Raw genomic sequence first — 19,655 nt, 5'->3', positions numbered from 1 at the left:
CGTCCGCCGCCGAGGCGTCCGACACCCCGTCCGCGCGCGACGACGACCCCGGGCCGGTCCCCGGCGACGTCTCGCCGCCGCCAGAGAAGTAGTCCGAGAAGTAGCCCGATCCGTGCGGCGGCCCTGGCAGGGCCGCTGCACTAGTGTCGGGCCCATGACCGGCCCGCACCCCGACATCGCCGCAGTGCGCGTCGCCGTGCGGCGGGCCCTCAAGCCGACCGGCCGCGACGGCCTCGTCCTGGTCGCGTGCAGCGGCGGCCCCGACTCCCTCGCCCTTGCGGGCGCGGCGGCGTTCGCGGCGCCGCGGCTCGGCCTGCGCGTCGGCGGCGTCACCGTCGACCACGGGCTCCAGGACGGTTCGGCCGAGCGCGCGGCGCGGGTCGCCGCGGCACTGCGCGGCCTGGGACTCCACCCCGTCGAGACCGCCGCCGTGACCGTCGACGGCCCCGGCGGACCCGAGGGCGCCGCGCGCACCGCCCGCTACGCGGCGCTCGACCGCGCGGCAGAGGCGCACCAGGCCGCGGCGGTCCTGCTCGGGCACACGCGGGACGACCAGGCCGAGACCGTGCTGCTGCGGCTGGCGCGCGGCTCCGGCGCCCGGTCCCTCGCCGGGATGGCCGCCCGCAACGGCCGCTACCTCCGACCCTTCCTCGACCTCGACCGCGGCACCGTGCACCGGGCCGCCGCGCTCATGGGGCTCGACCACTGGGACGACCCGCACAACGCCGACCCCGCGTACGCGCGCTCCCGTGTGCGCGGCGAGGCGCTGCCGGTCCTCGAACGCGTCCTCGGCCCCGGCATCGCCGAGGCGCTGGCCCGCAGCGCGGCCCTGCTGCGCGACGACGCCGACGCGCTCGACGCCATGGCGGCGGCGGCGCTGGAACGCGCGCGCACCGCCGACGGCGTCGACGGCGCCGAGCTGGCGGCGCTGCCGCGCGCCGTGCGGACCCGGGTGCTGCGCCGCTTCGCCATCGACGCCGGGTGCCCGCCCGGTGCGCTCGGCGTGCGCCATGTCACCGAGTTGGAGCGGCTCGTCACCGACTGGCGCGGCCAGGCCCACGTGGACCTCCCCGGAGGGCTCCGCGGGCGCAGGGCCGGCGACGGGCGCATCGGCATCGCCCGGTGAGAACGACCCCCCGCGCACCGCCCGAACCAGGACATACGACATGGTGGGCGGGTCGGTCCCCTCTATCCTGTGGGGGACCCGCAGTAGTGAGCGAGCAGCGAGGACACCTGAGCGTGGACGCGAAAGACATGGGCGACGACCTCGAGAAGGTCCTGGTCACCGAAGAGCAGATCAAGGACCGGCTCCGCGAGCTCGCGGCCGAGATCGACGCCGACTACGCCGGGAGGGAACTGCTGCTGGTCGGCGTCCTCAAGGGCGCGGTCATGGTCATGGCGGACCTCGCGCGTGAGCTGCATCACCCCTGCGCGATGGACTGGATGGCGGTCAGCTCCTACGGCGCCGGCACCACCTCCTCGGGCGTGGTGCGCATCCTCAAGGACCTCGACATCGACATCAAGGACCGCAACGTCCTCGTGGTCGAGGACGTCATCGACTCGGGGCTCACACTGTCGTGGCTGGTCGGCAACTTGAAGTCGCGCGGCCCGGCGTCGGTGGAGATCTGCACCATGGTCCGCAAGCCGCTCGCGTTCGAGGTCGACCTCGGGGTCAGGTACGTCGGCTTCGACCTGCCGAACGAGTTCATCATCGGGTACGGTCTGGATTACGCCGAGAAGTACCGCAACCTGCCGTTCATCGGCACCCTCGCCCCGCACGTGTACCAGGGCTGAACGACCCGCAGCGGCCGTCCGCCCGGGGGCGCCGGGCCGAGGGGCCGCGAACCGCCGGTGCGCCGATCGGGAACAACCGCACCACCCGCATTCGTTGCCGTCGTGACGGACACCCCACCAGGTGGCCCGTGGCCCTGAGTGCCACCGGCCATGCGCGGGGTGTACCGTCAGTTATCCCGGCATCATTGTAGGGAGCACATGTCCGATAGGTCCCGCTTCCGGCGGCCATAGGGGCCCACCGGGGGGCAGTGGAGTCACGACAGCGCGCGCGGCGCGCTCACTCCGCCTTCGCTCTCCTCTGGTCTGCGCCCTGCGGTTTTCGGGGCAGGCCGCCTGGTCAGGAGGGACGGGCCCCACGGGGTTCCGCATAGATGAATCTGAAGCGTTTGTACCGTGGGCCGTGGCCCTGGCTGGTGGTCATCGCCCTGATGATTATCGCCGTCATCCAATTCGGCGGTTTCGGCAGCGGTGAGGAGCACAAGAAGGCCGACACCTCGACGGTCTTCGACCTCATCGCGAAGGATCGGGTCAAAGACGCCAAGGTCATCGACAAAGAGCAGCGCATCGAGCTGACCACCGTCGACGACAAGATGTACGAGACCTACTGGGTCGACGGCCAAGGCTACGAGTTCGCCCAGCAGCTCCAGCAGAACAAGGACGAAGGCGGCGGCAACCTCAAGGGGTACGACGTCGAGGTCCCGCAGGAGAGCATGTTCGTCTCCCTGCTGTTCAGCTTCCTGCCCCTGATCATCATCATCGCCATCTTCCTGTTCATCATGAACCAGATGCAGGGCGGCGGCGGCCGGGTCATGAACTTCGGCAAGTCCAAGGCGAAGCTCGTCGCCAAGGACACCCCGAAGACGACGTTCACCGACGTCGCCGGGGCCGACGAAGCCATCGAGGAACTCCAGGAGATCAAGGACTTCCTCCAGAACCCCGCGAAGTTCCAGCAGATGGGCGCGAAGATCCCCAAGGGCGTGCTGCTGTACGGCCCGCCCGGAACGGGCAAGACCCTGCTGGCCCGCGCGGTCGCCGGCGAGGCCGGGGTGCCGTTCTACTCGATCTCCGGTTCCGACTTCGTCGAGATGTTCGTCGGCGTCGGCGCCTCACGGGTGCGCGACCTCTTCGAGCAGGCCAAGGCCAACGCCCCCGCCATCATCTTCATCGACGAGATCGACGCCGTCGGCCGCCACCGCGGCGCCGGCATGGGCGGCGGGCACGACGAGCGCGAGCAGACCCTCAACCAGATGCTGGTCGAGATGGACGGCTTCGACGTCAAGGGCGGGGTCATCCTCATCGCGGCCACGAACCGGCCCGACATCCTCGACCCCGCGCTGCTGCGACCCGGCCGCTTCGACCGCCAGGTCGTCGTCGACCGGCCCGACATGGAGGGCCGCAAGGGCATCCTGCGGGTGCACTCCCAGGGCAAGCCCATCGCGCCCGACGTCGACCTCGACGTCATCGCGCGGCGCACCTCCGGGTTCACCGGCGCCGACCTCGCCAACGTCGTCAACGAGGGCGCGCTGCTGTCGGCGCGCGCCGGGCGCACCCAGATCGACCTCGCCACCCTGGAGGAGGCGATCGACCGCGTCATGGCGGGGCCCGAGCGCAAGACCCGCGCCATCTCCGACACCGAGAAGAAGGTCATCGCCTACCACGAGGGCGGCCACGCCCTGGTGGGCCACGCGCTGCCCAACGCCGACCCCGTGCACAAGATCACCATCCTGCCGCGCGGCCGGGCGCTGGGGTACACCATGTCCGTCCCCATGGAGGACAAGTTCCTCACCTCCCGCTCGGAGATGATGGACCAGCTCGCGATGATGCTGGGCGGGCGCGCCGCCGAGGAGCTCGTGTTCCACGAGCCCACCACCGGCGCCGCGAACGACATCGACAAGGCCACCAGCGTCGCCCGCAACATGGTCACGGAGTACGGGATGAGCGAGCGCCTCGGCGCCCGCAAGTTCGGCAGCGGCAACACCGAGCCGTTCCTCGGCAGGGAGATGTCGCACAGCAGGGAGTACTCCGAGGAGATCGCGTCCGTCATCGACGAAGAGGTGCGCAGGCTCATCGAGTCCGCGCACGACGAGGCGTGGGACGTCCTGGTCGAGTACCGCGAGGTCCTCGACGACCTGGTGCTGAACCTCATGGAGAAGGAGACCCTCTCCAAGGAGCAGGTGCTGGAGATCTTCGCGCCCATCGAGAAGCGGCCGGCCCGCGGCTCCTACCGGGGCTACGGCAAGCGGCAGCCGTCCACGCAGCCGCCCGTCCTCACGCCCAAGGAGCTCTCGATCATGGGGCCCAAGGACGTCGAGGGCCTCACGAGCGGCACGGCGAGCGGCAACGGCCAGTCGAGCTGGACCGGTGAGCGCGACTCCCACGGCGAGCCCACGGACTCCGCCGGCGGCTCGCCGCCGAGCGGGGAGCACGGAGACCAGGGGTGAGCGGGTCCCGCGCCGAACCGGGGGCGGGCGTCGATCTGGCGCGCGTGGAGAAGGCCGTCCGGGAGATCCTCTCCGCCATCGGCGAGGACCCCGACCGCGACGGCCTGCGCGAGACCCCGGCCCGGGTGGCGCGCGCCTACTCCGAGCAGTTCGCCGGGCTGGGCCAGGACCCCCGTGACGTGCTCACCACCGTGTTCGAGGCCGGCCATGAGGAAATGGTGCTGGTCAAGGACATCGAGCTGTACTCGACCTGCGAGCACCACCTCGTGCCGTTCTACGGGGTGGCGCACGTCGGCTACATCCCCAACGCCAAGGGACAGATCACCGGCCTGTCGAAGTTCGCCCGGCTGGTCGACCTCTACGCGCGCCGGCCGCAGGTGCAGGAGCGCCTGACCACCCAGATCGCCGACGCCGTCATGGACCACCTCGAACCCCGGGGCGTCATCGTCGTCATCGAGGCCGAGCACCTGTGCATGACGATGCGCGGGGTGCGCAAGCCCGGGGCGAAGACCGTCACCTCGGCGGTGCGCGGCGACTTCCGCGACCGCGACCGCACCCGGGCCGAGGCCATGAGCCTCATCCTGGGGCACTAAGGTCTCCAGCGCGCCCGGCGTCCCCTGCGGGGTACGCCGGGTGCGCGCGTGTGATGGTGGGCTGAGCCTCTGAAACCGTAGGGTGATCGGTATGACGTCGATGAAGCTTCCCGGATTGCCCGACCCAGGGCGCTGCCTGGTGATGGGGGTCGTGAACGTCACCCCCGACTCGTTCTCCGATGGCGGCGCCTGGTTCGACCCCAAGCGCGCCATCGAGCACGGGCTGCGCCTCGCCGAGGAGGGCGCCGACCTCGTCGACGTCGGCGGCGAGTCCACCCGTCCCGGCGCGCAGCGGGTGTCGCTGGAGGAGGAGCTGCGGCGCGTCGCCCCGGTGGTGCGCGAGCTCGCCCGGCAGGGCGTCCCCGTCAGCGTCGACACGATGCGCGCCGAGGTCGCCGACTTCGCGGTCGAGGCCGGTGCGCGGTTGGTGAACGACGTCAGCGGCGGGCTCGCCGATCCCGCCATGGCGGAGCTGGTCGCCAAGACCGGTGTCGCCTACGTGCTGATGCACTGGCGCGGGCACAGCCATGCCATGCAGAACCGCGCCGTCTACTCCGACGTCGGCGCCGAGGTGCGCGAGGAGCTGGTCCACCGCATGGACGCAATGGTCGACGAGGGGGTCGACCCCGGGCAGATCGTGCTCGACCCGGGGCTCGGCTTCTCCAAGCGCCCCGAGCAGGGCCACAACTGGGCGCTGCTGGCGGAGCTGGAGTCGTTCACCGCGCTGGGCCGCCCCGTGCTCATCGCCGGTTCGCGCAAGACGTTCCTGTCGCGGCTCCTCAGCGACACCGCCGACACGCCGCGGCCCGCCGCCGAGTGCGACGCCGCGACGGTCGCCCTGACCACCCTGTCGGCCGCGCACGGCGCGTGGTGCGTCCGCGTCCACGACGTCCGGCCCAACGCCGACGCGGTGCGGGTGGCGGCCGCGTGGAGCGACGGCGGTGCGCGCCTCGACCGCGGCCGCACCGCGGCCCCGGCGTTCACCCGCCGCGACGGCGGCGTTCGGGGTGGCCGGTGAAATCCCGTCAGGAGATCATGGAGCGGGTCGCCGAGGCGAACCAGCAGTTCTACTCCTCCATCGAGACCGGCGACATCGACCTGATGCGGCGCATCTGGGCCGAAGAGGACCAGGCGCCCGACCTCATCTGCGTCAATCCCGGCTGGCCGCTGCTGCGCGGCCGCGCCGAGATCCTGCGCGCCTGGTCGCTGGTCATGGCGAACGTGCCCTACATCCAGTACGTGCTGACCGACACCCACATCGGGGTCCACGGCGACGTCGCCATGGTCACCTGCGAGGAGAACGTGCTCACCGCCGAGGACGACAGCCCCGGCTTCGTCGCGGGCGGGCAGGTCGTCACCATGAACCTGTTCACCCGGACCGAGCAGGGCTGGCGCCTGTGGTCGCACCACGCCTCCCCGGTGCTCCTCGACGATGACGACGACGAGGACGAGACCGGTGGGGAGGAGTGAGCGCCGAACCCGAAGGGATACCGAGACTCGACCGAATCGCGCTCCGCGGGCTGCGTGGATTCGGCCATCACGGGGTATTCGACCATGAGCGCCGCGAAGGGCAGGAGTTCGCGGTCGACGTCGTCCTGGGGGTGGATACCCGCGCCGCGGCCCGCTCCGATAGCGTCACCGACACCGTTCACTACGGCGTCCTCAGCGATCACCTGGTGCAGGTGGTCGAGGGTGATCCGGTGAACCTCATCGAGACGCTGGCCGACCGGCTGGCGGAGGTCTGCCTGGCGCACCCCCTTGTGTCGGAGGTCGAGGTGACGGTACACAAACCGAACGCGCCGATCGCCCACCCCTTCGACGACGTGACCGTCACGATCCTCCGGAGACGCTGATGCCCGCCTGGGACGACTCCCACCGAACCGTTCTCTCCGTCGGCAGCAACATGGGCGAGCGGATGGACAACCTGCAAGGCGCCGTCGACAGCCTGTTCGACGCGCGCGGCCTGCGGTTCGTCGCACTGTCCCCGGTGTACGAGACCGCCCCGGTGGGCGGGCCCGACCAGGACGACTACCTGAACCTGATCGTGATCGCCGACACCCTGCTGGCACCCATCACGCTGCTGGAACGGGTGAAGAGCGTCGAAGAGGCGTTCCACCGGGTCCGCAAGGTGCGCTGGGGCCCGCGCACCATGGACATCGACGTCGTCGCCTACGGCGACCAGACCAGCGACGACCCGTCGCTGATGCTGCCGCACCCGCGGGCGCACGAGCGGGCGTTCGTCCTCCAGCCGTGGTTCGACATCGACCCCGATGCCGTCCTGCCGGTACGGGGCCCCATCCGAGACCTGCTCGCCAAGGTGCACGACCAGGACCTGCGCCGCCGCGACGACCTGCCGATCCAGATCCCCGACTAGGCTGTGGGACCCGGGTCCCGTCCGGTCGGCTCGGCCCCCGGACCGGCCCGGCGCACGCACCGGGGGCCAGGCTGATGGGGACGATGAGGAACGACGACCACGAGGGCAGTGTGCGGCCGACCGGGTGGCGGCTGCCGCTCGGTGTCATCATCGGCGCCGGGCTGGTCTCCGCGCTGCTCACCAACGCGTTCTACGGCTCACTGCCGATCCTGCCGTGGACGATGATCCCGACCCTCGCCCTGCTCGCGCTGGGCGAGGGCATCGCCGCGTATCACACGCGCCGCCGCATCCGCCGGGTGCCGGGAACCGAGCCCATCGAGGCGCTCGCCGCGGCTCGGCTGGTGGCGCTGGCGAAGGCGAGTGTGCTGCTGGCGTCGCTCGCCATCGGGATCTTCGGCGGGTTCGCCCTCACCCTGCTCGACCGCTTGCACGCCCCCGCGGCGAGCGGCGACGCGCTGACCGCCGCCGGGACCCTTGCTGCGGGCGCCTTCCTGCTGGCCGCGGCGCTGTTCCTGGAGTACGCCTGCCGTGTACCCGACGACGAGGACTCCGACCCGTCGCGGCCGGTATGAGCCAGACGATCCGTTGACCGGCGCTTTCCCGGCATTTCACGGGGAGCGGGCCGCGATTCGCGCATTGTCGTGGAGCATAACCGGCTTGGGGATGATTGACTGGAATCGTGGAGTTTGCCGCGCCGAAAGACGCCCCTCGGTTCGTCGACGCCGCCGATGCGCCCGGCGAGGTCGACGGCGCAGCCGTGCCCGAGCCCCAGCCCGGCCCGCCGCCCGACACCCCCGCTCCGGACCGCAAGGCGCAGCGCGCCGCCGCGGCGACCGCTGTCGCCGAGGCGTTCGCCGCGCCGACCGGTGCCGCCTGGAGCCGGGTGTCGACCGTGCTGGTCTGGTATCGCCGGCTCATCCTGCTGGGTGCCGCGCTGCCGCTGATCGCGGGGGTCGGCGTCCTCGCGTGGCTCATCGGCGGCTGGCCGCTGCTCGTGGTGTGGGCCGTGCCCGCGCTCGCGGCGCTGGTCGCCGGGTGGATCGGCGCGGTCGCCGTCCAACGGTCCTGGGGCTACGCCGAAGGCGCCACCGACTTCTATCTGACCTGCGGGATCGTGATGCGGCAGCTCATCGTGGTGCCTTACGGGCGCATGCAGCTCGTCGACGTCACCGCGAACCTGCTGGAGCAGGCCCTCGGCATCGCGACGGTCCGCGTCCGCACCGCCGCCACCACCGCCGACACCAGGATCCCCGGCCTGCGCCTTGCCGATGCCGTGGTGCTGCGCGACCGGCTCGCGGCGCGCAGCGAGACCTTCTCCACAGGACTGTGACGCGTGGCAGAACCTGACATGGGACCAGCCGACGACCGGCCTGCCGACAACGAGGCGGCCGGGCAGGAGCCTGCCAAGGGCGCCTGGGGCGCCGGGCGCCGGTTCGCCGAGGACACCAGCCCGGGCCAGCGCCTCGCGCCGGACCGCGGCGGCTGGTTCGGCGACCCCGCCGAGGACCCCGACGCCGCCGGGCGCCCCGGCGGCCCGCAGGAGGACCCGGCCGACCTGCCCGACCTGCCCGAGGTCACCCCGCCCGACACCGGCGGCGACTCCGGCCAGAACGCCTCGCGGCCGCTGGCGGGGTGGTCGTTCGCCGACCTGCGCGACGCCGCCGAGGGCGCACCCGCCGACCCTGACGGCGCGGCCGACCGTGCCGCGCCGGACCGGCCGGCCCCCCGCGCGTCCGAGGGACCCGCGCAGCGGCCCGACGACGAGGGCGCGCACCCCGACCCCGCCGCCGATGCCCCCTCCGACGCCGTCCGCGACGTCCCGCCGGAACCCGAACTGTGGCGCGGCGACGAAACCGTGGCGCCTCCCGGCCCCATCGAGCCGCCGGACGCGCCCGGGGCATCCGGCCCCGCCGGTCCCGACCCGGCTGCGGGCAGCGAGTCGGCCCCGCCCGTCGGATCCCGCTTCTGGGCGCAGGGCGGCACCGGTGCGGCCCCTGAGGGGCCGCCACCGACTGCGGCCGCGCCGCCGCAGCCCGCGCCACCGCCCCCGCCGGTCGCAGGGCCGCCGCAGCCCACGGCACCGCCCCCGCCGCCCGCGCCCGCCCCGATGACCGACGCCGGGCCGCAGGAGGCCCGGCACGCCGCCGGGCAGTACCCCGCGGGTCCCGGCGAGCGTCCCGAACCCACGCGCGGACCGGCGCCGGGCACGCCGGCGGGACCGGCCGAGGGGCGGCGCTGGTACCGCGGCGACCCCGGGTCCGACACCCCGTGGCCGGTGACACCGCTGTGGCCGAGCGGCCCCGAAACGGGCCGTCCGGCGCCGTCGGCGCGGCAGCAGCGCCGCCGTTCCGGCCCGCCGCGCTTCGAGGCGGCCGCGCCCGCTGCGGGGTACCGCCCCTACCCCCGTCCTGCGCACCTGCCGCCGCGGCCCGACACCGGCCCGGCGTTCGCGAGCCACCCGGGCAACGGCCATCCCGGCCATGGCGGGCCGGCGAACGGCGGGCCCGCCGGTCCGCCCCACGCGGCGCCGCAGCAGTACCCGGCGCAGCAGCCCTACGCGGGACAGCAGTACCCGGCGCAGCAGCCCTACGCGGGACAGCAGCCCTACGCCGCGCAGCCGTACCCGGGGCCGCAGCAGTACCCGGCGCAGCCGCGGCACGGGCACCCGCCCGGGCCCGCGGCGCCCCCGCCGCCCGGCCCGATGCCGCATGGGCAGCCGATGCCGGGGCCGCAGTACCCCGGTGGGCACCCGGCGCCGCAGCAGCCGCGCAACGGCGCGTATCCCGCCGTGGTCCACGGGCCCGGTCCCGCGGCGCCGCCCGGGCAGCACCCGGGCGGCAACGTCCGCTTCCTGCCGCCCGCGGCGCCGGGCGCGCCGTACGGCCCGTACGGGCCGCAGCCGCCGGTGCCGCCGTCGCCGCCCCGCAAACAGCCCAAGCCCGAGCGCGACATCACCCGCGGCGCGCACCGGGTGCACTGGGCCACCATCCCGTTGCAGGCCCTCGTGGTGGGGCTGGTGTTCCTCGCCGTGCCCGGTGTGCTGCTCCTGGAGATCGGGGTCATGTGGGCGCTGCTGGCGTGGGCGGCGGTGATGTCCGGCTCGGCCGTGTACGCCGCCACGGCGTGGTGGCAGTCCTCCTACGGGCTGCGCGACGACCACCTCGTCGTCCACTCCGGCCTGGTCCGCAAGGTGTCCAGGGAGGTGCCGCTGAGCCGCCTCCAGGCGGTGGACGTCGTGCGCCCGCTGGTGATGCAGGCGTTCGGCCTGGCCGAGTTGCGTGTCGAGGTGGCGGGCGGCGACGCGGGGGAGATCCGGCTGCGCTATCTCACCCGCGGCACCGCGATCCGGTTGCGGGCGAGCCTGCTGGCGCACGCCGCGGGCCTGTCCGGGCGCGCGCCCGAGGCGCCCGAGTGGCCGTTCTACAAGCTGCCGTTCGGGCTGCTCCTCGGTGCCATGGCGTTCCGGCTGCCGGTGCTCGGCGCGTTCGTGCTGTTCCTCGTCCTCATCGTGGCCGGTATCGCGTTCATGGAGCCGGGTGTGCTGGGCGGCGCGATCCCGCTGCTCCTCGGGCTCATCCGCGGCTTCTTCGGGCCGCTGCTGCGCTACACCGACTTCTTCGCCGCGCTGTCGCCCGACGGCCTGCGCCTGCGCTACGGGATCTTCCAGGCCCGCATGCAGACGGTCCCGCCGGGCCGGGTGCAGGCGATCCGTGTCGTCGAACCGCTGCTGTGGCGTTCGCTGGGCGTGGTGCGGGTCGAGGCGAACGTCGCCGGATACGCCGGTGAGCGCCAGATGGACTCCTCGACCCTGCTTCCCGTCGTGCCGCGGCCGATGGCGTTCGCGCTGATCGACGAGCTGCTCCCCGGCACCGACGTCTCGCGCGAGCAGCTGCACGGCGCCCGCAAGAGCTGGAGCGGGACCGACGCCCTCGGTGTGGACGACGGCGCGTTCGTCACCCGCCGGGGCATCTTCTGCCAGGTCATCGAGATCGTGCCGCACGCGCGGGTGCAGACCGTGCGGATCAGCATGGGGCCGTGGGCCGCCCGCCAGGGCCTGGCGACCGTCGAGGCCGACACGCCGCCCGGCCCGGTCCGCGCCCGTGCCGCGGGCCGCGATGCCGCCGAGGCCCGCCGGGTGGTCGAAGGGGTCGCCGAGCGCGCCCACAAGGCCCGGTCCAGCGGCGGCGGCCCCGAGCGGTGGGCGACGCGCAGCGAGGCGCGGGAGTCCTGAGCGCGGTCCGCCGCGACCGGCCCGGCGGTCCCGCAACCCCGCGCGCCCTGTGAGGTGAGTCACCCGCGGTGCGGCGTCGCGCCGTGTTTTCGCTCGGCATATTCCGACATAGCCCGCGAACTCCGGCGCGGGAACGCCGCTTTTCGGCGAATCACTATTGGCGAAATCCTGCCCGGTCGCCGGGATCTGTGGCTAGATGGGGGGCGAGCACTAAACGTGTTCGCATGAATACACATCGTCAATCGTGGGCCGGACGGGTCGGCCTCCGTAAGGGGATTCGCAGTATGAAGAAGCTCTTCGCCGCTGGTGCTTTCACCGCCACTGTCGCTGCCGGTGTGCTGTTCGCGGGCGCTCCTGCGTTCGCCGACGACAACGAGACCAATGGCGACGGCGCCGTGCTGTCGGGAAACCAGGTCGACGTCGACATCAACACTGCTGTGAACGTATGCGGCAACGCCGTCGCGGTCGTGGGCGTCGCCAACGGGAACTGCGGCAACGCCGGCGCCACCGTCGTGAACCACTACGACGACTGACCGACGGCTGCGGAGGTCACCGGGACCCGGGGCACGCCGCCCCGGGTCGCCGGTTCCGATCAGATGGTGTTCGAGTAGCAGTCGCCTACGCAGTGACTGTGAGCAATTGATGTAACTCAAAGCGTAAGTAAAGTGCGGGCCGATCCGCGGACGGCCCGCACCGCGAAAGGACCTTAAATGCTGAAGAAGATCTTCGCGACCTCCGCCGTCGCCGTTGCCACCGCGGGCGTCGTCCTCATGGCCGCGCCCGCCCAGGCCGACGACGAGAACGAGACCTCGGGCGACGGTTCGGTGCTCGGCGGCAACCAGGTCGACCTGGACGCCAACATCCCCGTGAACGTGTGCGGCAACGCGATCGCCGTCCTGGGCCTCAGCAACGCCAACTGCAACGACTCCGGCGCGGCTGTCGTCGAGGACTGAGCACCTCCCGGCACGAACCCCATGACACCCGGGTGACAACCCGGTGACGTGCTCGACCGGCGCGGCCCGCGATTCCAGCGGACCGCGCCGGTTCGCGTTGTGCCGCCTCCCGCCGGTACAGCGCGGTACTCCTTTCGCGTGCCCGCTGGTCAACGCCGCGAGTAGGCTTTCGGCCAGGCATCCGGTGCCGTGCCGGAACGGACCGGGAATAACGGAGATCATGCACCTGGCGGAAGACACACGACAGCGACCGGCCCGCCTCGACGTCGGGATCATCGGCCCAGGACGCGTCGGCTCGGCGATGGGAATGGCGCTGGAGCGCGCCGGGCACCGCGTCGTCGCCGCGTCCGCCGTCTCCGAACCGTCGCGCGACCGCCTCGCGGCGCGCCTGCCGGACGCCCGCCTGCTCGAACCGGTCGAGGTGGTCGGCGCCGCCGACCTCGTGCTGCTGACCGTCCCCGACGACGCCCTCGGCCCACTGGTCCGCGGCCTGGTCGACACCGGTGCCGCCGTCGGCGGCACCCTCATCGCGCACACCAGCGGCAGCCACGGCTACGGCATCCTCTCCGCCGCCACCGCCGCGGGCGCCCTGCCGCTCGCCCTGCACCCGGTCATGACCTTCACCGGCCGCGACGAGGACATCAGCCGCCTCACGACGTGCAGCTTCGGCGTCACCGCCCCCGAGCGGCTCCGGCCCATCGCCGAGGCGCTGGTGGTGGAGATGGGCGGCGAACCGGTGTGGATCGCCGAAGAGCACCGCACCCTCTACCACGCCGCCCTCGCCGGCGGCGCCAACCACCTGGTCACCCTGGTCGCCGAGAGCGCGGGGCTGCTGTCCGCCGCGGGGGTCGACGACCCCGGCCGGATGCTGGGGCCCCTGCTCGGCGCGGCGCTCGACAACGCGCTGCGCCTCGGGGTCGACGGGCTGAGCGGCCCGGTGCTGCGCGGCGACGCCGAGACCGTCGCCTGCCACATCTCCGAACTGCGCGAGGTCTCCCCGGAGTCCGTCCCCAGCTACGTCGCCCTGGCCCGCCTGACCGCCGACCGCGCTCTCGCCGCCGGGCTGCTCAAACCCGACGACGCCGCACGCCTGCTGGACGTGCTCCAAGCGTGACCCCCCAACAAGCAGCGGAGGCCCCCCGAATGACCGAACCCACCGCACATCCCGCCGGCACCGCGCCCGGGACGGCCGGTCCCGCTGCGGCACCCCCCGTCGTGGTCAGCACCCCCGAAGAGCTCTCCGCGCTGCGCCCCTCCCTCGGCCGGATCGCACTGGTGCCCACGATGGGCGCCCTGCACTCCGGCCACCGCCGCCTCATCGCCGCCGCGCGCGCCGACGCCGACTCCGTGATCGTGAGCATCTTCGTCAACCCGTTGCAGTTCGGGCCGGGGGAGGACTACCAGCGCTACCCGCGCGACCTCGACGCCGACGTCGCGGCGTGCGCCGCCGAAGGGGTCGACGTGGTGTTCGCCCCGACCGTGGAGGTCATGTACCCCGGCGAGCAGCTGGTGTCGGTCGACCCCGGGCCCATGGGCCAGGTCCTGGAGGGGGAGTTCCGCCCCGGCTTCTTCGCCGGCGTCCTCACGGTCGTCGCGAAGCTGTTCCACCTCGTCCGGCCCGACACCGCGCTGTTCGGGCAGAAGGACGCCCAGCAGCTGGCCGTCATCCGCCGCATGGTGCGCGACCTCGCGTTCGGCATCACCGTGCTGTCGATACCCACGGTGCGCGACCCCGACGGCCTGGCGACCTCCAGCCGCAACGCCTACCTCAGCGCCGAGGAGCGCACCAGCGCCCTGGCGCTGTCGCGCGCGCTGCTCGCGGGGGCCGACGCCTCCGTCACCGGGCCCATCGGCATCCTCACCGCTGCGCGCGCCGTCCTGGCCGAGGCGGAGGCGGCGACGCCGCCCGTGGCGGTCGACTACCTCGCCCTCGTCGACCCCGGGACGTTCGGCGAGGTCACGGGCGAGTACCGCGGCGAGGCCGTGCTCGCGGTGGCCGCGCGTGTAGGCGCCACAAGGCTGATTGATAATGTTCCACTGACTTTGTGATCGAGAGTCACAAACCTGGAACACGCCCTTCGGAGATGATCCGATGACCACTCGGCCCGCCGAACTCCCACGCCGCCTCGCGGCCCCGGACCCCGGATGGACGCTGGAGACCGACGTCATGGTCGTCGGCTCCGGCATCGCCGGACTGTCGACCGCGCTGCGCTACCTCGAACTCGCCCCCGCGGGCCGGGTCGTCCTGGTCACCAAGGACGAGTTCGCCAACGGGTCGACCCGGTGGGCCCAAGGGGGCATCGCCGCGGTCGTCGATCCCCTCGACGCCCCTCTGGCGCACATGGTCGACACCATGGCCGCCGGGCGCGACCTCTGCTCTGTCGAGGCCGTCCGCACCCTGGTCACCGAGGGTCCCGAGGCGCTGCGGTGGCTGATGGACAGGGGCGCCGCCTTCGACCGCACCGCCGACGGCGGCCTCGCGCTCACCCGCGAAGGCGGCCACCGCACCGACCGCATCGCCCACGCCGGCGGCGACGCCACCGGCGCGGAGATCCAGCGGGCCCTGACCGCCGCGGTGCGCGCCGACCCGCGCGTGACGGTCATTGAGCACGGGTTCGTCCCCGACCTGCTGGTCGCCGACACCACCGAGCCCGACTCGCGCGGCGCACACGGCACCGGTGTCGCGCTCGGCGCCACCGTCCACGTCATGGGCCAAGGCGAGCGCGACGGCGTCGGCGAGGTCCGCGCCCGCGCCGTGGTCCTCGCCACCGGCGGCATCGGCCAGGCGTTCGCCGCGACGACCAACCCCGAGGTCTCCACCGGCGACGGCGTGGCGCTCGGCCTGCGCGCCGGCTGCACGGCGCAGGACCTGGAGTTCGTCCAGTTCCACCCCACGGTGCTGTGGCTCGGGCCGCAGGCGCGCGGCCGCCAGCCGCTGATCTCCGAGGCGGTCCGCGGCGAAGGCGCGTTCCTGGCCGACACCGAGGGGCGCCGGGTCATGGCCGGCCGCCACGACCAGGCCGACCTCGCGCCGCGCGACATCGTCTCCGAGGGCATCGCCGCCGCCATGGCGCGGACCGGCACCGACCACGTCCTCCTCGACGCCCGGCACCTGGGCGCCGCGACATGGGAACGGCGCTTCCCCACGATCCTCGCCTCGTGCCGCGCGCACGGCATCGACCCCGTGACCGAGCCGATCCCGGTCGCGCCGGCCGCGCACTACGCCTCGGGCGGGCTGTGCACCGACCTCAACGGCATGAGCGACCGCGTCGACCGGCTCTACGCCGTCGGCGAGACCGCGTGCACCGGTGTCCACGGGGCCAACCGGCTGGCGTCGAACTCCCTGCTCGAAAGCGTGGTGTTCGCGCACCGCGCGGCGGCGCACCTGGCGGACGGGTCGCTGCCGGACCCCGAGGCCATGACGGCCAGGCCGGAGCGGCGCGGCGGCCTGGTCGCCCCCGCGCTCGTCCCGCGCATCAGGGCGGTCATGTCCCGGCACCTCGGCGTCGTCCGCGACCCCGACGGGCTCCGGACCGCACTCGCCGAGCTGACCGCATTGGCGGCCGATCCCGCGAACGACGCGGCGCACCCCGGCACCGACGCCTGGGAGGCCGCCAACCTGCTCACCGTCGCCACCACCCTCGCCCGCGCGGCGCTGCACCGGGCGGAGCACCTCCCCGGCCGCGGGGCACCCGGGTTCGGGGCCCGGCGGCGCGCCGAGAACGTGCGGGTCGGACTGTCCGGCCACCGCTCGATCCGAACCCGCCCGTGGACCCCGCCGCACCCGGCGCTCGCGGCCGAACTCGACGCCATCGGCCCGGGGCCGGGCACGGCCGTCGTCCACACCGTGCACACCGCGCTGCGCGAGGACCTCGGCGGGGCCGCGCCGTACGAGGACGTCACCTCGGCGGCGACCGTCCCGGCGGGGCAGATCCGCACGGCCGACGTCGTCGCCCGCTCCGACGGCAGGGTGTGCGGCCTGCCGGTGGCCGAGTTCGTGTTCTGGAGCTGCGCCGAAGGCGTGGTCGCCATCGACCGGCGCGCCGCCGACGGCGACCCCGTCCGGGCCGGCGACGTCCTGATGACCGTCACCGCCCGCACCCGCGACCTCCTCACGGCCGAGCGCACCGCGCTGAACTTCCTCACCCACCTGTCCGGCATCGCCACCGCCACCGGCGCGTGGGTCGAGGCGGTCGCCGGAACGGGCGCGGCGGTGCGCGACAGCCGCAAGACCCACCCGGGCCTGCGAGGGCTGGAGAAGTACGCGGTCCGCTGCGGAGGCGGGGTCAACCACCGCTTCGGGCTGTCCGACGCCGCGCTGATCAAGGACAACCACGTCGTGGCCGCGGGAGGGGTCGCCGAGGCCGTGCACGCCGTGCGGGAGCGGTACCCCGGCATCCCCCTCGAAGTCGAGGTCGACCGGATCGACCAGATCGAACCGGCGATCAAGGCGGGGGCGGAGGAGCTGCTCCTCGACAACTTCGACGTCCCCGACCTGGCGGAGGCGGTCGCCCTCGTCGCGGGGCGGGCCCGGCTGGAGTCCAGCGGCGGCCTCACGCTGGCGGTCGCCGCTGCCGTCGCCGGCACCGGTGTGGACTATCTTTCGGTGGGCGCGCTGACCCATTCCAGCCCCGCTCTGGATATCGCTTTGGACCTGCGGGACGACTGACCCGGCAGGTCGGGGCGGCGCAGACCCGGCCGGTGCCACCGGCCCACGGACGACTTCAAGGAGGCGGGGCGAGAATGCTGCTCGCGATCGACGTCGGCAACTCTGACACGGTCTTCGGCCTCTTCGACGGCGAGGACCTGCGCGAGCACTGGCGGGTCGGCACCAGCACCCACCGGTCGGCCGACGAGTGGGCGGTCATGCTGCGCGGCCTCATCGACAGCAGCTCGCTCTCACCGGACGACGACGTCGACGGCATCGCCATGTGCTGCACGGTGCCCACCGTGCAGCACGAGATGCGGGAGATGTTCCGCCGCCACTACGGCGACATCACCGCCGTCATCGTCGAACCCGGCGTGAAGACCGGCGTGCCCATCCGCATGGACAACCCGCGCGAGGTCGGCAGCGACCGGATCGTCAACGCGCTGGCCGCCGTCAAGCTCTACGGCGGGCCGTGCGTCGTGGTCGACTTCGGCACCGCCACCACCTTCGACGCCGTGAGCGCCAAGGGGGAGTACGTCGGCGGCGCCATCGCCCCGGGGATCGACATCTCGGTGGAGGCGCTGTCGCGCCGGGGGGCGCAGCTCCACATGGTCGAGATCGTCAAGCCGCGCAGCGTCATCGCCAAGAGCACCACCGAGGCGCTGCGATCGGGCATCGTGTACGGCTTCGCCGGGCAGGTCGACGGCCTGGTCGACCGCATGGCGCAGGAGCTGACCGACGACGCCGACACCGTGACGGTCGTCGCCACCGGCGGACTCGCGCGGATGGTCGTCGACGAATGCGAGACCGTCGACACCCACCACCCCTGGCTCACCCTCATCGGCCTCCGCCTCGTCTACGACCGCAACGCCTGATCAGCTCCTAGCGGCGCTCCCGGCGCCGCGCGCGCCGACTCGCCCGCCGAGTGCGGCGGCGGCCCGGACGGGTCCGGGCCGCCGCGAGCGCCGATAGGATCGGGCGTGTGAGTGACGTTCCTGACGAGACCCGTGATGACCTGCCTGAACAGATGCGGGTCCGGCGTGAGAAGCTGGACCGGCTGCGTGCCGAAGGAGTCGACCCCTTCCCGGTCGGCTTTCCGCGCACGACCGGCATCGGCGACGTCAGGGAGAAACACGCCGGACTGGAGCCCGACACCGCCACCGGCGCGCGCGTCGGCGTCGCGGGCCGGGTGCTGCTCTACCGCACCGGCGGCAAGCTGTGCTTCGCCACCATCCGCGACGCCTCGGGCGAGATCCAGGTCATGCTGTCGCTCGACCGTCTCGGCGCCGACTCCCTCGCGTCCTGGAAGAGCGACATCGACCTGGGCGACCACGTCGGGGTCGAGGGCGAGGTCATCACCTCGCGGCGCGGCGAGCTGTCGATCATGGTCGACAGTTGGGCGCTGACCGCGAAGTGCCTGCGCCCGCTCCCGGACAAGCACAAGGGGCTCACCGACCCCGAGGCGCGGGTCCGGCAGCGCTACGTCGACCTCATCGTCAACGACGACGCCAGGGAGATGGTCCGCGTCCGCTCCGCCGCGGTGCGTGCGCTCCGCGACGGCCTGCACGAACGCGGCTACACCGAGGTCGAGACCCCGATGCTGCAACAGGTGCACGGCGGCGCCACGGCGCGCCCGTTCACCACGCACATCAACGCCTACGATCTCGACCTCTACCTGCGCATCGCGCCGGAGCTGTTCCTCAAGCGGCTCGCCGTCGGCGGCATCGAGAAGGTCTTCGAGATCAACCGGAACTTCCGGAACGAGGGCGCGGACTCCACGCACAACCCCGAGTTCACGATGCTGGAGTTCTACCAGGCCTACGCCGACTACAACGACATGGCCGACCTGGTGCGCGACCTCGTCCAGAACGCCGTGCGCGCGGTGTTCGGCTCGACCGTGGTGCCGCGCGCCGACGGCCGGTCCATCGACATCGGCGGCGAATGGCCCAAGGCGGGCCTGTACCCGCTGGTGTCGGAGGCGCTGGGCGCCGAGGTCACCCCGCGCACGCCGGTGGCCGAACTGCGGGCGCTCGGCGAGGCGCGCGGGGTCGATTCCAACCCCGAGTGGGGCGCCGGCAAGCTGGTCGAGCACCTCTTCGAGGAGCTGGTGGAGCACACACTGGAGCAGCCGACCTTCGTGTGCGACTTCCCCACCGAGACCAGCCCGCTGACCCGGCAGCACCGCGACGACCCGCTGCTCACCGAGAAGTGGGACCTCATCGGCTTCGGCATGGAGCTGGGCACCGGCTACTCCGAGCTGGTCGACCCGGTGGAGCAGCGGCGGCGCCTCACGGAGCAGTCGCTCCTGGCGGCCGGCGGCGACGCCGAGGCCATGCAGCTCGACGAGGATTTCCTGCGCGCGCTGGAATTCGCCATGCCGCCGTCGGGCGGTGTCGGCCTGGGAATCGACCGCCTGCTCATGGCATTCACCGGCAAGAACATCCGGGAAACGATCCTGTTCCCGTTGGTGAAGCCGGCCTGAACCGTATCGCCCGCCGGACACCGCGCCCGCCCTCTTTCTCACATTGTGAGAAAGAGGGCGAACTTCTTTGTGACTGTGTCTCAGGCCACGTCGAGGGGGTGGCCGACGCCGGTCAGGCCCGTGTGCGCAGGCCATACCG

General features: G+C 73.0%; 18 protein-coding genes. All 18 read left to right on the top strand.

Features of this window, described 5'->3' with window-relative positions:
• Positions 1-154: 154 nt before the first annotated feature.
• Entirely contained in the window at positions 155-1,126 is a 972-nt protein-coding gene (gene tilS, locus CLV63_RS25160; protein ID WP_106585691.1) for a tRNA lysidine(34) synthetase TilS, read from the top strand.
• A gap of 113 nt (positions 1,127-1,239) precedes the next feature.
• Positions 1,240-1,794: a hypoxanthine phosphoribosyltransferase gene (gene hpt, locus CLV63_RS25155; RefSeq protein WP_106585690.1), complete on the top strand. Its 555-nt coding sequence runs from the start codon at positions 1,240-1,242 to the stop codon at positions 1,792-1,794.
• Positions 1,795-2,165: 371 nt separating this feature from the next.
• A complete protein-coding gene (ftsH, locus tag CLV63_RS25150) occupies positions 2,166-4,235 on the top strand; it encodes an ATP-dependent zinc metalloprotease FtsH (RefSeq protein WP_106585689.1) in 2,070 nt (689 codons plus the stop codon).
• Positions 4,232-4,828, top strand: a complete 597-nt coding sequence (folE, locus tag CLV63_RS25145) for a GTP cyclohydrolase I FolE (RefSeq protein ID WP_106585688.1) — start codon at positions 4,232-4,234, stop codon at positions 4,826-4,828. The genes ftsH and folE overlap by 4 nt, the downstream gene beginning before the upstream one ends.
• 91 nt (positions 4,829-4,919) lie before the next feature.
• Positions 4,920-5,846 (top strand): dihydropteroate synthase, encoded by a 927-nt coding sequence (folP, locus tag CLV63_RS25140; protein WP_449288806.1) that lies wholly within the window; start codon positions 4,920-4,922, stop codon positions 5,844-5,846.
• Positions 5,843-6,298, top strand: a complete 456-nt coding sequence (locus CLV63_RS25135) for a nuclear transport factor 2 family protein (protein ID WP_106585686.1) — start codon at positions 5,843-5,845, stop codon at positions 6,296-6,298. The genes folP and CLV63_RS25135 overlap by 4 nt, the downstream gene beginning before the upstream one ends.
• Positions 6,295-6,681: a dihydroneopterin aldolase gene (gene folB, locus CLV63_RS25130; RefSeq protein ID WP_106585685.1), complete on the top strand. Its 387-nt coding sequence runs from the start codon at positions 6,295-6,297 to the stop codon at positions 6,679-6,681. Before CLV63_RS25135 ends, folB begins: the two co-directional genes overlap by 4 nt.
• On the top strand, positions 6,681-7,202 hold the full coding sequence (gene folK, locus CLV63_RS25125; protein ID WP_106585684.1) for a 2-amino-4-hydroxy-6-hydroxymethyldihydropteridine diphosphokinase: 522 nt from the start codon (positions 6,681-6,683) through the stop codon (positions 7,200-7,202). Before folB ends, folK begins: the two co-directional genes overlap by 1 nt.
• 83 nt (positions 7,203-7,285) lie before the next feature.
• On the top strand, positions 7,286-7,774 hold the full coding sequence (locus CLV63_RS25120) for a DUF3180 domain-containing protein (RefSeq protein WP_106585683.1): 489 nt from the start codon (positions 7,286-7,288) through the stop codon (positions 7,772-7,774).
• Positions 7,775-7,881: 107 nt separating this feature from the next.
• Positions 7,882-8,532: a PH domain-containing protein gene (locus CLV63_RS25115; protein ID WP_342751437.1), complete on the top strand. Its 651-nt coding sequence runs from the start codon at positions 7,882-7,884 to the stop codon at positions 8,530-8,532.
• Between the two features lie 3 nt (positions 8,533-8,535).
• The gene (locus CLV63_RS25110) at positions 8,536-11,433 is read left to right on the top strand and encodes a PH domain-containing protein (protein WP_245929043.1); all 2,898 of its coding nucleotides are present in this window, start codon (positions 8,536-8,538) and stop codon (positions 11,431-11,433) included.
• Positions 11,434-11,717: 284 nt separating this feature from the next.
• Positions 11,718-11,966, top strand: coding sequence for a chaplin family protein (locus CLV63_RS25105; RefSeq protein ID WP_106585682.1), 249 nt, complete (start codon positions 11,718-11,720; stop codon positions 11,964-11,966).
• Positions 11,967-12,143: 177 nt separating this feature from the next.
• Positions 12,144-12,386, top strand: a complete 243-nt coding sequence (locus CLV63_RS25100) for a chaplin family protein (RefSeq protein ID WP_106585681.1) — start codon at positions 12,144-12,146, stop codon at positions 12,384-12,386.
• Positions 12,387-12,606: 220 nt separating this feature from the next.
• Entirely contained in the window at positions 12,607-13,500 is an 894-nt protein-coding gene (locus tag CLV63_RS25095) for a Rossmann-like and DUF2520 domain-containing protein (RefSeq protein ID WP_106585680.1), read from the top strand.
• A gap of 29 nt (positions 13,501-13,529) precedes the next feature.
• Positions 13,530-14,435, top strand: a complete 906-nt coding sequence (gene panC, locus CLV63_RS25090) for a pantoate--beta-alanine ligase (protein ID WP_106585679.1) — start codon at positions 13,530-13,532, stop codon at positions 14,433-14,435.
• 43 nt (positions 14,436-14,478) lie between these two features.
• The gene (locus tag CLV63_RS25085; RefSeq protein ID WP_106585678.1) at positions 14,479-17,055 is read left to right on the top strand and encodes an L-aspartate oxidase; all 2,577 of its coding nucleotides are present in this window, start codon (positions 14,479-14,481) and stop codon (positions 17,053-17,055) included.
• Between the two features lie 74 nt (positions 17,056-17,129).
• On the top strand, positions 17,130-17,909 hold the full coding sequence (locus CLV63_RS25080) for a type III pantothenate kinase (RefSeq protein WP_106585677.1): 780 nt from the start codon (positions 17,130-17,132) through the stop codon (positions 17,907-17,909).
• A gap of 50 nt (positions 17,910-17,959) precedes the next feature.
• The gene (gene lysX, locus CLV63_RS25075) at positions 17,960-19,516 is read left to right on the top strand and encodes a bifunctional lysylphosphatidylglycerol synthetase/lysine--tRNA ligase LysX (RefSeq protein ID WP_281260761.1); all 1,557 of its coding nucleotides are present in this window, start codon (positions 17,960-17,962) and stop codon (positions 19,514-19,516) included.
• Positions 19,517-19,655 lie beyond the last annotated feature (139 nt).

Source organism: Murinocardiopsis flavida, assembly GCF_003014485.1.
Lineage (GTDB): Bacteria > Actinomycetota > Actinomycetes > Streptosporangiales > Streptosporangiaceae > Murinocardiopsis > Murinocardiopsis flavida.
The sequence above is the reverse complement of the archived record's forward strand: the minus strand, read 5'-3'. Positions and strand labels throughout refer to the sequence as shown.

Bases quoted from the DNA above. Each gene is read 5' to 3' on its own strand.
- CLV63_RS25085 (WP_106585678.1), top strand. From the start codon at position 14,479: ATGACCACTCGGCCCGCCGAACTCCCACGCCGCCTCGCGGCCCCGGAC.
- folP (WP_449288806.1), top strand. From the start codon at position 4,920: ATGACGTCGATGAAGCTTCCCGGATTGCCCGACCCAGGGCGCTGCCTG.
- panC (WP_106585679.1), top strand. From the start codon at position 13,530: ATGACCGAACCCACCGCACATCCCGCCGGCACCGCGCCCGGGACGGCC.
- CLV63_RS25095 (WP_106585680.1), top strand. From the start codon at position 12,607: ATGCACCTGGCGGAAGACACACGACAGCGACCGGCCCGCCTCGACGTC.
- ftsH (WP_106585689.1), top strand. From the start codon at position 2,166: ATGAATCTGAAGCGTTTGTACCGTGGGCCGTGGCCCTGGCTGGTGGTC.
- CLV63_RS25080 (WP_106585677.1), top strand. From the start codon at position 17,130: ATGCTGCTCGCGATCGACGTCGGCAACTCTGACACGGTCTTCGGCCTC.
- folK (WP_106585684.1), top strand. From the start codon at position 6,681: ATGCCCGCCTGGGACGACTCCCACCGAACCGTTCTCTCCGTCGGCAGC.
- tilS (WP_106585691.1), top strand. From the start codon at position 155: ATGACCGGCCCGCACCCCGACATCGCCGCAGTGCGCGTCGCCGTGCGG.
- CLV63_RS25105 (WP_106585682.1), top strand. From the start codon at position 11,718: ATGAAGAAGCTCTTCGCCGCTGGTGCTTTCACCGCCACTGTCGCTGCC.
- CLV63_RS25120 (WP_106585683.1), top strand. From the start codon at position 7,286: ATGAGGAACGACGACCACGAGGGCAGTGTGCGGCCGACCGGGTGGCGG.
- CLV63_RS25100 (WP_106585681.1), top strand. From the start codon at position 12,144: ATGCTGAAGAAGATCTTCGCGACCTCCGCCGTCGCCGTTGCCACCGCG.